Consider the following 12305-nt stretch of genomic DNA (forward strand, 5'->3'; position numbering starts at 1 on the left):
GACGACCCTCTCACCCCGTGCCGATGCACTCCATGCCGGCCGCGAGCAGGTCGACGAAGGTGACCTCCTCGCCCGCGACGCCGAACGCCTGCGCCCGGCGCAGAATCGCCTGGGCCCAGGCCCGGTGCGGCTTCACCTCGTTCATCTTGTTGGTGTACGCCGAGCGCAGCACCCCGCCGCCGGCCGCGCTCTCGGCCAGGATGTCGGTCGCGTCGCAGTACTCCTCGTGCGTGACCACCGACATCGCGTGGATCACCGCCACGTGGCTGGGGTGGATCGCGGTCTTGCCGAGCAGACCGTTGGCCTTGTCCAGTTCCAGCTCGCGAATCAGCCCGTCCAGGTCGGCCGAGATCAGCCGGGTACGCAGCTCGACCGCCTCGTCCGGATCCTCGGCCTCGGCGAACGGGGTGCGCCGGAGCTGCGGCTTGAACAGGCGCTCGCCCTGCGGGAAGTACTCCCACACCGGCCCGCTGATCACGTGTCCGGTGCCGTCCGCGCGGCCGAACACGTTGACGATGTCGCCGATCAGGCCGGCCACCAGATGCACGTCGTACGCGGTCAGGTCGCGCGAGCGGCGCAGCGCGTACGCGGACTGGAAGTCGGTGGCGCCTATCCGGACCGCGAGGATGCGATCCCGGTGCGCGGCGACCAGCTCGGCGAGTTCGGCGAGCACCGCGCGCCGGTGTTCGAGGTAGGCGATCGAGGGCGATTCCAGCACCGGCATCGCGTACAGCCGGCGTCCGCTGAGCGTGATCGCCTCGTCCAGCGCCTTGAGGTAGCGCGTACCGCTGTCCGGCTCGAACTTGGGCAGCACGAATCCGGACAGCACGTCCAGGGCGTCGCCCAGCCGCTCGGTCAGGTCGGTGATCTGCTCCGGGTGGCGGACCCGGATGAACAGCAGCGGGCCCTCGACCCCGGAGCGGGCGAACTCGGCCAGTTGCTCGACCAGGTTCTGCTCGGCGCCGACCACCTCGCGGTCGTCGATCGAGTCCTCCAGGCACAACACCATCGAGGTCACCCCGCGGGCGGCCTGCTTGACGATGTCCGCCGCGAGCGTGCGGCGGGTCGCGGGGCTGTACAACGTCGCGCCGAGGGCGGCGGCCAGGACGGCGGCGTCGCTGTCCCGGTCGAAGGTCTCCGGCGGGCGGTGGAACAGATGATCGCGGACCGCATCGTCCAGGTAGCCGAAATGCCGCATCGTGATCTGATCCCCCTCGACTGACGGTGGTGGTGGCAAAGGCGCGTCGGGGCGGGAAACCCGTACGCGCCCGGTGGTACGAAAAAGGCGCATTCGCGCCCGGCCGGTGAGCCGCCGGCAGGCGCTGCCTACGGTAACCGAAAAGCAAAATCGAAGGCGTACGATCCGGTTATAGGACCATGTGTTCACACAATCGTCACGAGCCCGCCCCACGTTGAGCGCAGCTCCTTCGGGACGGCAGGATGGGCGCATGACCCAGGTGATGTCCAAGGGAGCGAATACGGCCCTCCCGGCCCGGTCCGTGCGCGTGGTGCTCGAATGGCGGCCCGGAGCCGGTGTGCCGGACATGGACGCCTCGGCGCTGCTGCTCGGCGCGAACAACAAGGTGCGCGACGACGCCGATTTCGTCTTCTACAACCAGCCCCGGCACCCGTCCGGCACGGTCGTCCACGAGGGCAAGAACACCACTCCGAACCGCTGCACCGACGGCGTCCGGGTGGACGTCGCCGCGCTCGGCCACGATGTGCAACACGTGATCGTGGCCGCATCCGCGGACGGCGGCACGATCGGCTCGGTGCCCGGCCTCGTCCTTCGACTGTACGACGCCGACGGCGGCGCCGAGCTGCTCAACTTCCCGATCACGGGAGCCGACGCCGAGACCGCGTTCGTCTTCGGCGAGATCTACCGGCGGGCCGACCAGTGGAAGTTCCGCGCGGTCGGGCAGGGCTACGCGAGCGGTCTCGCGGGCCTGGCGACCGACTACGGCATCAGCGTCGACGACGAGCCGAGCGCCCCGGCACCCGCACCGGCCCCGATGCCGTTGCCGCCGGTGCACCAGTCCCCGCCGACCGCGCCGGCCCCGCCGCCGCCCCCGATGCTCCGCGACGGGCCGCCGGCACCGCCCGCGTACCAGGAACCGGCGCCCACCGCCGTCCTGCCGCAGTACGGCCAGGGCACGCTGCCCGCGCCGCCCGCCCCGACACCACCGGCGCAGCCGCAGGGCGTGCTGCCGATCTCCGGCAACACCCCGTACGGCGGCGCGCCCGTGCCGCCGCCTCCGCCGCGCCACGACGGCCCGATGATCCCGCCCCCGCCGGCACCGCACACGATCGGCGGCCCGCCGCCCGGCTACCCGCACACCCCCGCCGGCGGCGCGCCGCTCCCGCCGCCGCCCGCCATGGGCGGCACCCCACCGCAGGGCTTCCCGGGACCCGGCACGCCCGCCCACGGGATGGCCTTCCAGACCCCGCCGGGCGTGATGCACATGCCGCCGGGCGGCCCGCAGCTACCCGCGCCGGGCCAGTACTCGCCGGCCCACGGCGTGCCGCAGCCCCCCGGGCCGTACACGCCCTCGCACGGCGCTCCGATGCCGCCCGGAACCCCGGCACAGGGCATGGGCATGCCGCCGCAGCAGTACCAGGGCACCCCGCCGCAGGGTCAGGGCGGCCCGCCGCAGTTGCGCCGGCTGGACTCGCCGCCGCAGGGCCCGCAGTTCCAGGGCTGAGCCCACCCACGGGCCCGGCTGCCGCCGCGGATGGCGGCAGCCGGGCCCGGTGCGGTCCACCGGCGCCCGCTCACTTGTAGCCGCGCGCCCACAGCAGCCCCCAGTTGTACTGCCGGTCCAGCTCGGCCTGGTAGCCGTGCACGTAGCGCACCTCGCGCCGGACCACGATCTCGTCGCCGTGGTTCTCCACCACCGCGACCGCGCACGTGTGCGCCTCGCGGGCATGCTCGTCCAGCCGCACCTCGATCGGCAGACCCGCGTTCGGGAACAGCGTGACCACCCCGTTGACCTGATCGAACGCCGGGATGCCCTCGTAGATGTAGACGAAGATCAACAACCGGCGCACGTTGCGTGCCTGGTCGATGTTGATGAACAACGTCTCGCCCGACGCCGATCCGGATCGGTCGTCGGTGTCCAGCCGGACATACGGCGGCTGACTGAACGACCCGTACAGGTTGCCCAGCGCCTGGACCACGCCCTTGGAACCGTCGCTCATCTCCCACATGCAGCCGAGGTCGAGGTCGATCTTCTGCGGCAACGGCGGCGCCTGCACCGCGAGGGGCCGGAACAGACCCCCGCTGCGCTGTCTCGGCGGCGCCTCCTCGACCTGCGGATTCCAGTGCAGATTGACCCGCAGCGTCCCGGTCGCGGAACCGGCCTGGGTCAGTGAGACCTCGGGCGTCGAACGGGTCAGCGCGACCTTGTGCCCGCCGTGCTCGGGCTCGCGTTCGATCAATCCCCGACGCCAGTCGAAAAGCGGCATCAAGCCCTCCCTGGTCCCCCGGCCGGCACGCGTACGCGTAGTGGCGGCTTCAGTACACAACATAACCGGGCTCGAAAAAACCGGTACCGCGCCCGAATTGCTCGGGCGCGGTACCGGTCGTGGTCCTGCGCGTCACCTGCGGCCGGCGGGCTAGGCCTCGGCCTTGGTCTCGCCGTTCTGCCCCGGAACGTGACCGATCCGCTTGTTGCGCATGATCGAGGAGATCAGCGCGACGCCGATGAAGCCGACCCCGATCACACCGGTGATCACCTCGTGGATCTCCCACTTGATCGACAGCAGCAGGATGCTCGCCAGGGCGCCGATCGCGTACATCGCGCCGTGCTCCAGGTAGACGTAGTCGTCCAGCGTGCCCTGGCGCACCAGGTAGACCGTGAGCGACCGGATGTACATCGCGCCGATGCCCAGACCCAGCGTGATCATCAGCAGGTCCTGGGTGATCGCGAACGCACCGACCACACCGTCGAAGGAGAACGAGGCGTCGAGCACCTCGAGGTAGAGGAACATGAAGAACGCGGCCTTGCCGGCGGCGAGCTGCACGGGCTTGGGCCCGCCGCGTCCCTCGGCCTTGGCCGGCTCCGCGCCCGCCTCGTCCTCGTCCTCTTCGTCGTTGATGTGCGCCAGCGTGCCGTGCGTCTCGAAGTAGTCCGAGAGTCCGCCGACACCCAGGTAGGCGATCAGGCCGAGCACGCCGGCCACCATCACCGTGCCCTCCTTGTGCGCGGGCGAGAGCGTCTGGGCCACGACCACGAGGGTGATCAGCGCGATCAGCGTGGAGAGCACATCGAAGTTGGCGAGCTTGCCGGTGAAGCGCTCCAGCGGGCCGATCCACCGGTGCTCACGCTCGTCGTCGAACATGAAGTCCAGGAAGATCATCAACAGGAACAGGCCACCGAAGGCGGCGATCGCCGGATGCGCCTCGTCCAGGTGCTGCGCGTAGGTCATCCCGTCGATCATCTTGTCGTCGTGGAACGCGAGGTCGACGACGTCCACCGGACCGATTCCGGCGGTCAGGCTGACGATGAGCAACGGGAAGACGAGCCGCATGCCGAAGACGGCGATCAAGATGCCGACCGTCAGGAACATCTTCTGCCAGAAGGCATTCATCTTCTTGAGGACGGTGGCATTTACTACAGCGTTGTCGAAAGACAACGAGATCTCGAGGATCGACAGGATCAGCACGATGCCGAATCCGGTCGCCCCCCAAAAATAAGCGGCGACGGCGAGACCGGCCACCGTCACGCCGAACGACCAGCCGAACGTACGGATTACCACGGATGAGGTCCTTATCTACCTGGGGATTGCATCTCCGGGTGGGTCATCAGGAAGACCGGCCCTCACTCCCCCCACCCGAGAAACCTCGGGAAAGGCGTCAGGGCCGGCCCCACCGGGTGACCGACCCTGACACACACCGTCAGCACGTACTCATTGCACGCTGACGCCGAAGTCGAGTGCGATCCCCCGCAGGCCCGAAGCGTACCCCTGCCCTACTGCGCGGAACTTCCACTCCCCCTGGTAACGGTAAAGTTCTCCAAAGATCATGGCTGTCTCGCTTGACGCATCCTCCGTGAGGTCGTAACGCGCCAGCTCGTTGTTGTCCGCCTGATTCACGATCCGGATGTAGGCGTTGCGGACCTGTCCGAAGGTCTGCCCGCGCATCTCGGCGTCGTAGATCGAGACCGGGAACACCACCTTCTCGACCTGCTCCGGAACGGCCATCAGATCGACGAGGATCACCTCGTCGTCGCCGTCACCGTCGCCCGTGAGGTTGTCGCCGGTGTGCTCGATCGAACCCTCGGGGCTCTTGAGATTGTTGTAGAAAACGAAATAGTCGTCGCCGAGCACCTTGCCCGCACCACCGCACAGCAGCGCACTCGCGTCCAGGTCGAACGAGGCGCCCGTGGTGGCACGCGCGTCCCAGCCCAGACCCACCAGCACATTGGTGAGGTTGGGTGCGGCCTTGCTCAGCGAGACGTTTCCGCCCTTGGCGAGGGTGACCCCCATCGATTCCTCCTGATCGTCGTACATTCGCTTCAACCTTGCCATGCCCCCGACCCGGCGGGACCCCCTTTTTGCACAGCTCAAGGCATGCCCGAGGGGATCTTCGACAGCGATCTGCACACGACCCACCAGGGTCCGGGACGGCGAACGCCCGCCGACCGCGGCTGCGGTCGGCGGGCGTTCGTTGATGTCTCGCCGGTCAGACGTTGACCCCGAAGTCCTTGGCGATACCGCGCAGGCCGGAAGCGTAGCCCTGGCCCACCGCGCGGAACTTCCACTCCGCGCCGTTGCGGTACAGCTCGCCGAAGACCATCGCGGTCTCCGTGGACGCGTCCTCGGTGAGGTCGTACCGGGCGAGTTCCTTGTTGTCGGCCTGGTTCACGATGCGAATGAACGCGTTGCGGACCTGACCGAAGCTCTGCTGCCGCGTCTCGGCGTCGTAGATCGAGACCGGGAAGACGATCCGCTCCACGTCGGCCGGAACACCCGCCAGGTTGACCTTCAGCGCCTCGTCGTCGCCCTCGCCCTCACCGGTGGTGTTGTCACCGGTGTGCTCGACGGAGCCGTCGGGGCTCTTGAGGTTGTTGAAGAAGACGAAGTGCCCGTCCGACGGCGCCTGACCGCCTCCGTTGAGCAGGATCGCGCTCGCGTCGAGGTCGAAGTCCGTGCCGGTGGTCGTACGCACATCCCAGCCCAGGCCGACCAGAACAGCGGTGAGGCCCGGAGCCTCCTTCGAGAGCGAGACGTTGCCGCCCTTGCTCAGGCTGACGCCCACGAGTCCTCCAAAGGTTCATGGAGCAACTGGTGCCCCGGAATTTTCGCCTACAGACGTGACAACGCGCCGATCCTAGTCAGGAGTTCCTGACCGACGGGAGTCTCGCCGCGGCATGGGTACCCCGACCCGACCCGGCCTACACCGGATCAGACGCTCGCGAGCGCCTTCAGGTACTCCGCCTGGTCACGGGCGTCCGGGATCGCGTTGACCACGCTCCACTTGATCACGCCCTCCTTGTCGATGACGAAGGTCGCACGGACGGCGCAACCCTTGTCCTCGGCGAAGACGCCGTACGCCTGCGCGACGCCACCGTGCGGCCAGAAGTCCGAGAGCAGCGGATACTCGTAGCCCTCCTGCTCGGCGAACACACGCAGCGAGAACGGCGCGTCGCACGACACGGCCAGCACCTGCACGTCGTCGTTCTGGTAGTTCGGCAGGTCGTCCCGCAGCGCGCAAAGCTCCCCGGTGCACACACCGGTGAACGCGAACGGATAGAAGACCAACAAAACGTTCTTCTCACCACGGAAGTCCGCCAGCCGAACAACCTCGCCGTGCTGGTTCTTGAGCTCGAACTCGGGTGCCTTGCTACCAACCTCGACAGCCACGATGCAATCCCCTTCTCCCAGGCGCCATCCGCCTCTCCCCCCGAGCCTAACCACCCCCGCCCCACCACCCGGCCCCACCCAGCCCACCGGAACAACCAACCCGACCAACCTTCGAGACCAAGCAGCCTCCGGGCCCTCAAGCCGAATCAGCCCAACCAAAGGCTTGAGGCCACCCAGCCCGGCGACCGACGCATGAGGCGAACCCAGCCCGGCCGGCACTTGACGCCACTCAGCCCCACCGGCACTTGAGGCGAAACAGCCCCGCCGGCGCATGAGGCGAATCAGCCCCGCCGGCGTTTGAGGCGAAACAGCCCCGCCGGCGTTTGAGGCGAACCCAGCCCGGCCGGCGCATGAGGCCAAGGCAGCCCGCCCGGCGCCTGAGGGCAACCCCGCCCCCGGGCCCCCAGCGTTCGCCCCCCGACCCAACGGGCAGTATGCGAGCATGTCGATCGAGTCCGTGTGCGGCCCATGGGGCACCGCCTCCATGCCCACCCCCAAGCAACGCGCACGCGCCCTCACCGCCTGGGACGCCTTCCGCGACCTGGCCGCCCAGGTCGACCCGGACGCCCCCTCCCGCCTCCCCGGCTGGAACGCCCGCGCCGTGATCACCCACCTCGCCTCCTGGCCGGAGGCCCCCCTGCTGGCCCGCCTGCTCGCAGAGGCAAGCGGTCGACGCTCCCCCGACACCGCCCCGATGCACCAGGACGACGTCAACGCCCGCCTGGTCGACACCCATCGCGACGCCACGACCGAGGAACTGCTCGCCGCCCTCGACGACGGCCGCACCCGACTCGCGGCGGCCTTCGACGCGACCGCCCAGGACCCGACCCTGGCCCTGGCCCGTACCGGTTCCCAGGTAGGCCCCGTCCCGCTCCTCACCCAGCTCGGCGCGATCGCCTACGAACTGGCCGTACACGCGCTCGACCTGGCCCCCTGCGGCGCCGACGAACCGCCCCCCGCGCTCCTCGACGCCGGCGTCCTGGCCCTGGCCGACATCACCGGCGCCCTCGCCGCCCGCCACGGCGTCCGAGCCCGCACCGGCCTGGCCGTACCCGGCGGCGGCTGGGGCTTCGCCGCCCCCGGCGCCGACGGCACCGGCTGGGAGGTCTTCCCCCTACCCCCCGGCCGCCCCACCCTCCCCGCCGTCGAGGCCCGCTCCGCCGCCCTGCTCCTGGACGCCTCCGCAGGCCGCCGCGCCGTCCCGGGCCTGCTCGCCCGACGCGACCTCAAGCCGCACAACCTGCCCGGCCTGCTCGCCCTGGCCCCGCTCCTGGACCACGTCCCCGGCCTCCCGGGCGGCCCCGCGCTGCGTCTGACCGCAACCGCCCTGGGCAGCTTCGGCCGAATGACCGCCCTCCTGCCCACCCTCCCCCGCTTCCGCCCCTGAACGCCGCCGAACACCCGGAGCGCCCAGCCCCGACCCGCCACCACCACACCGAAACAGCAAAACCCCGACCAGTGACCAAAGTCACCGCCCGGGGCCTCACACTCGCTGCTCACCAACCGCAGCCGTACAGCTCGTCTGCTTACCGCAGTGGCATCGGTTTACTTCTTGCCGCTGCGCACCGCCTTGGGCGACACCAGACGGGTCGCCGACCAGTCCTTGACGGCGCCGAAGCTCGTCGTGCGGGCCAAGCCCGCCGTCGGCGCGGCCTCACCGATGTCCGAGGGTTCTACATATCCGTCCCGGCCGGTCTTCGGGGTCAGCAGCCAGATATGGCCGCCATCCGTGAGCGTGGCGAGGGCATCCACGAGGGTGTCGACGAGATCGCCGTCATCGTCGCGGAACCACAACAGAACGACGTCGGCAACGTCTTCCTCGTAGTCCTCATCGACGAGTTCGTTGCCGGTGAGTTCCGCGATCTCCTCGCGCAACTCCTCGTCCACGTCGTCGTCGTAACCGAGCTCCTGGACCACCTGTCCGGGCTGGAACCCAAGTCGAGCAGCCGAGTTGGCCCGCTCTTCCGCGTGGTCCGCGGTCGCGCTCACGAATCAACCTCCCTTGTCCGGCCCCACAACGCTTCGGGGCTCACGCGCGTAAGTCCACACGCGCCAGGCTGTTCGCGCAAGTACCCAGGTCACGTACTTGCGCAAACGCCACTCCACGCCCTGTGCGGAAGCTACCCCGACCGGGTGTGGATCACGCAACGTATTCGAGGGTCCAGCCTGACAGAAGAAAACCCACCGGGTCCGCCGGGGCCGTCCGGCGGTCGGATCCACCCCGCCCACGTGGAGCCGGTCGCCGCGATTGGTGCCCGCATCGGCTCCGACCTCGCGGCCGAAGGGGTGCGAAAGCCCTCACACCCTCCCAGGGGAACTACGCCAGTGCGCTGTCCGTATGACAGTCGGCGTAAGGTCTTGGAGGTTCACGGTTGCATCACCCCGCAATCGCGAACCGCCGCGAGGAGCGTCCGGTGACAGCCGGACGATCAGGGCAGCTCCGCTCCTTTCGCGGTAGCCGAACACGGATCGGGCTCGGTACATGAGATGCAGGCGGGCACCCCGCCGGTCCATTACCGGTCGGTAGAGATGACGGATCCAACGTCCGGGTACCACGATGGGGACGGCGCGACACCGCTCAGGGTGGTCGACCCCGCTCTCGCGCGGGGAGGGTCCCCATCTACCGATAAGGCGAAGGAACAGCGTGGCTTCCGGACGAGAGCGCTTCTCGATCATCAGCGACGGCCTCCCGAGCCAGCTCCCCGACATCGATCCGAACGAGACCGGGGAATGGCTGGAGTCGCTGGACGCAGTCATCAACGAGCAGGGCCGCCAGCGAGCCCGCTACATCATGCTCAAGCTGCTCGAACGGGCCCGTGAACGACAGGTCGGCGTGCCGGCTCTGCGCAGCACGGACTACATCAACACGATTGCCCCGGAGAGCGAGCCCTGGTTCCCCGGCGACGAGAACATCGAGCGGCGCATCCGTGCGTTCGTGCGGTGGAACGCCGCGATCATGGTGTCGCGGGCGAACCGCCCGGGGCTGGGGGTCGGCGGTCACATCGCCACCTACGCGTCGTCGGCGAGCCTGTACGAGGTCGGCTTCAACCACTTCTTCCGCGGCAAGGACCACGGGGAATCGGGCGACCAGATCTACTTCCAGGGACACGCGTCCCCGGGCATCTACGCACGTGCCTTCCTGGAGGGACGCCTCAGCGAGGCACAGCTCGACGGGTTCCGCCAGGAGAAGTCGGCCGCCCCGAACGGGCTGCCCAGCTACCCGCACCCGCGGATGATGCCGGACTTCTGGGAATTCCCGACCGTCTCGATGGGCCTGGGCCCGCTCGGGGCGATCTACCAGGCCCGGTTCAACCGGTACCTGCACAACCGCAACATCAAGGACACCTCGCGCAGCCACGTGTGGGCCTTCCTCGGCGACGGCGAGATGGACGAGCCCGAGTCGCTCGGCAACATCGGCCTGGCCGCCCGTGAGGAGCTGGACAACCTCACCTTCGTGATCAACTGCAACCTGCAGCGGCTCGACGGTCCGGTGCGCGGCAACGGCAAGATCATGCAGGAGCTGGAGTCGTACTTCCGCGGCGCCGGCTGGAACGTGATCAAGGTCGTCTGGGGTCGCGACTGGGACCCGCTGCTGGCCCAGGACACCGACGGCGCGCTCGTGAACAAGATGAACACGACGCCCGACGGCCAGTTCCAGACCTACGCGGTGGAGTCCGGCGCATACGTGCGCGAGCACTTCTTCGGCGACGACGCGCGGCTGCGCCGGATGGTGCAGGACCTGTCCGACGAGGACATCCAAAAGCTCGGTCGCGGCGGGCACGACTACCGCAAGGTCTACGCGGCCTTCAAGTCGGCACGTGAGCACGTCGGCCAGCCGACGGTGATCCTGGCGCAGACGGTGAAGGGGTGGACGCTCGGCCCGAACTTCGAGTCGCGCAACGCCACGCACCAGATGAAGAAGCTCACCAAGTCGGACCTGAAGGCGTTCCGCGACCGGCTCTACCTGCCGATCTCGGACGAGCAGCTCGAAGGCGACGTCCCCCCGTACTTCCACCCCGGTGAGAAGTCCGAGGAGATGGAGTACATGCGCGAGCGGCGCGCCGCGCTCGGTGGTTCGCTGCCGCAGCGGTTGGACCGGTCCAAGGCGCTCAAGCTGCCCGGCGACCCGGTCTACAGCGTGCTGAAGAAGGGCTCGAAGCAGCCGGTCGCCACGACGCAGGCGTTCGTGCGGCTGCTCAAGGACCTGATGCGCGACTCCGAGATCGGCAAGCGGTTCGTGCCGATCGCTCCGGACGAGTACCGCACGTTCGGCATGGACGCGATGTTCCCGACCGCGAAGGTCTACAACCCGCACGGGCAGACCTACGACTCGGTCGACCGTGAGCTGCTCCTGTCCTACAAGGAGTCGGCGCAGGGTCAGATGTTGCACGACGGCATCTCCGAGGCCGGTTGTGTGGCGTCGCTGATCGCGGCGGGCTCGACGTACTCGACGCACGGCGAGCAGATGATCCCCGTGTACGTCTTCTACTCGATGTTCGGGTTCCAGCGCACCGGCGACCAGTTCTGGCAGATGGCCGACCAGCTCAGCCGCGGCTTCGTGCTCGGCGCCACGGCCGGTCGCACCACGCTGACCGGCGAGGGCACCCAGCACGCGGACGGGCACTCGCAGCTCCTGGCCTCGACCAACCCGGCCTGTGTGGCGTACGACCCGGCCTTCTCGTACGAGATCGCGCACATCGTCAAGGACGGTCTGCGGCGGATGTACGGCGAGAACGCCGAGGACATCTTCTACTACATGACGGTCTACAACGAGCCCATCGCGCAGCCGGCGGAGCCCGCGAACGTCGACGTGGACGGCATCCTCAAGGGTCTGTACCTCTACCAGGACGGTCCCGCCAAGGAGGGCGCGCTGCGTGCCCAGATCCTCGCCTCCGGTGTCGGTATGCCGTGGGCGCTGGAAGCGCAGAAGTTGCTCGCCGAGGACTGGAACGTGGTCGCCGACGTGTGGTCGGCCACGTCCTGGAACGAGCTGCGGCGCGACGCGGTCGCGGCGGAGGAGCACAACCTGCTCCACCCCGAGGCCGAGCCGCACATCCCGTACGTGACCCGAGTACTCGACGGCCGGCCCGGCCCGGTGGTGGCGGTCAGCGACTGGATGCGGGCCGTCCCGGACCAGATCTCGCGTTGGGTCCCGGCCGACTTCGCGTCGCTTGGCACCGACGGCTTCGGCTTCGCGGACACCCGCGGTGCGGCGCGGCGCTTCTTCCACGTGGACACCGAGTCCGTCGTGGTGGGCGTGCTGTCCGAGCTCGCCCGGCGCGGCGAGATCGAGCCCGGGATCGTCACGAAGGCGATCGAGAAGTACGAACTCCTGGACGTCAAGGCGGCCGGAGTGGGCACGGTCGGCGGCGACGCCTGACCGGCGAATGACCCGGCCGTGGCCCCGATCCGTTCGCGGATCGGGGCCGCGGCCGTTATTG

General features: G+C 69.0%; 10 protein-coding genes. 3 read left to right on the forward strand and 7 right to left on the reverse strand.

Going from position 1 to position 12305, the window contains the following annotated elements:
- Positions 1-10: 10 nt before the first annotated feature.
- Positions 11-1198 carry an HpcH/HpaI aldolase/citrate lyase family protein gene (locus tag ACH4U8_RS03350; RefSeq protein WP_395775704.1) on the reverse strand — a complete coding sequence of 396 codons (1188 nt, stop codon included), beginning with the start codon at positions 1196-1198 and terminating at the stop codon, positions 11-13.
- A gap of 250 nt (positions 1199-1448) precedes the next feature.
- Between ACH4U8_RS03350 and ACH4U8_RS03355 the strand changes: the two genes are divergently transcribed.
- Positions 1449-2702, forward strand: coding sequence for a TerD family protein (locus ACH4U8_RS03355; RefSeq protein ID WP_395775705.1), 1254 nt, complete (start codon positions 1449-1451; stop codon positions 2700-2702).
- Between the two features lie 70 nt (positions 2703-2772).
- On the opposite strand, the gene ACH4U8_RS03360 is transcribed toward ACH4U8_RS03355, so the two are convergent.
- From ACH4U8_RS03360 to ACH4U8_RS03380, 5 genes are all read right to left on the reverse strand, one after another.
- Positions 2773-3465 (reverse strand): Tellurium resistance, encoded by a 693-nt coding sequence (locus ACH4U8_RS03360; RefSeq protein ID WP_360310539.1) that lies wholly within the window; start codon positions 3463-3465, stop codon positions 2773-2775.
- A 150-nt stretch (positions 3466-3615) separates the two neighbouring features.
- Positions 3616-4758, reverse strand: coding sequence for a DUF475 domain-containing protein (locus ACH4U8_RS03365; protein ID WP_395775706.1), 1143 nt, complete (start codon positions 4756-4758; stop codon positions 3616-3618).
- Between the two features lie 150 nt (positions 4759-4908).
- Positions 4909-5487 carry a TerD family protein gene (locus ACH4U8_RS03370; protein WP_026219140.1) on the reverse strand — a complete coding sequence of 193 codons (579 nt, stop codon included), beginning with the start codon at positions 5485-5487 and terminating at the stop codon, positions 4909-4911.
- Between the two features lie 196 nt (positions 5488-5683).
- A complete protein-coding gene (locus ACH4U8_RS03375; RefSeq protein WP_360310543.1) occupies positions 5684-6259 on the reverse strand; it encodes a TerD family protein in 576 nt (191 codons plus the stop codon).
- 146 nt (positions 6260-6405) lie between these two features.
- Positions 6406-6864, reverse strand: a complete 459-nt coding sequence (locus ACH4U8_RS03380; protein WP_360310545.1) for a peroxiredoxin — start codon at positions 6862-6864, stop codon at positions 6406-6408.
- Positions 6865-7306: 442 nt separating this feature from the next.
- On the opposite strand from ACH4U8_RS03380, the gene ACH4U8_RS03385 reads away from it, so the two are divergent.
- The gene (locus ACH4U8_RS03385) at positions 7307-8251 is read left to right on the forward strand and encodes a maleylpyruvate isomerase N-terminal domain-containing protein (RefSeq protein WP_395775707.1); all 945 of its coding nucleotides are present in this window, start codon (positions 7307-7309) and stop codon (positions 8249-8251) included.
- Between the two features lie 158 nt (positions 8252-8409).
- Here the strand turns inward: ACH4U8_RS03385 and ACH4U8_RS03390 are convergent, their stop codons facing one another.
- On the reverse strand, positions 8410-8853 hold the full coding sequence (locus ACH4U8_RS03390; protein ID WP_360310549.1) for a DUF3052 domain-containing protein: 444 nt from the start codon (positions 8851-8853) through the stop codon (positions 8410-8412).
- A 655-nt stretch (positions 8854-9508) separates the two neighbouring features.
- Between ACH4U8_RS03390 and aceE the strand changes: the two genes are divergently transcribed.
- Complete coding sequence (aceE, locus tag ACH4U8_RS03395; protein WP_395775708.1) at positions 9509-12244, forward strand: pyruvate dehydrogenase (acetyl-transferring), homodimeric type; 2736 nt, start codon at positions 9509-9511, stop codon at positions 12242-12244.
- The last annotated feature ends 61 nt before the right edge of the window (positions 12245-12305 follow it).

It is taken from the genome of Embleya sp. NPDC020886 (assembly GCF_044333915.1).
In the GTDB taxonomy this organism is placed as follows: Bacteria; Actinomycetota; Actinomycetes; order Streptomycetales; family Streptomycetaceae; genus Embleya.

Coding starts and splice junctions, on each gene's coding strand:
- ACH4U8_RS03385 (WP_395775707.1), top strand. CDS start 7,307: ATGTCGATCGAGTCCGTGTGCGGCCCATGGGGCACCGCCTCCATGCCC.
- ACH4U8_RS03350 (WP_395775704.1), bottom strand. CDS start 1,198: ATGCGGCATTTCGGCTACCTGGACGATGCGGTCCGCGATCATCTGTTC.
- ACH4U8_RS03355 (WP_395775705.1), top strand. CDS start 1,449: ATGACCCAGGTGATGTCCAAGGGAGCGAATACGGCCCTCCCGGCCCGG.
- ACH4U8_RS03370 (WP_026219140.1), bottom strand. CDS start 5,487: ATGGGGGTCACCCTCGCCAAGGGCGGAAACGTCTCGCTGAGCAAGGCC.
- ACH4U8_RS03360 (WP_360310539.1), bottom strand. CDS start 3,465: ATGCCGCTTTTCGACTGGCGTCGGGGATTGATCGAACGCGAGCCCGAG.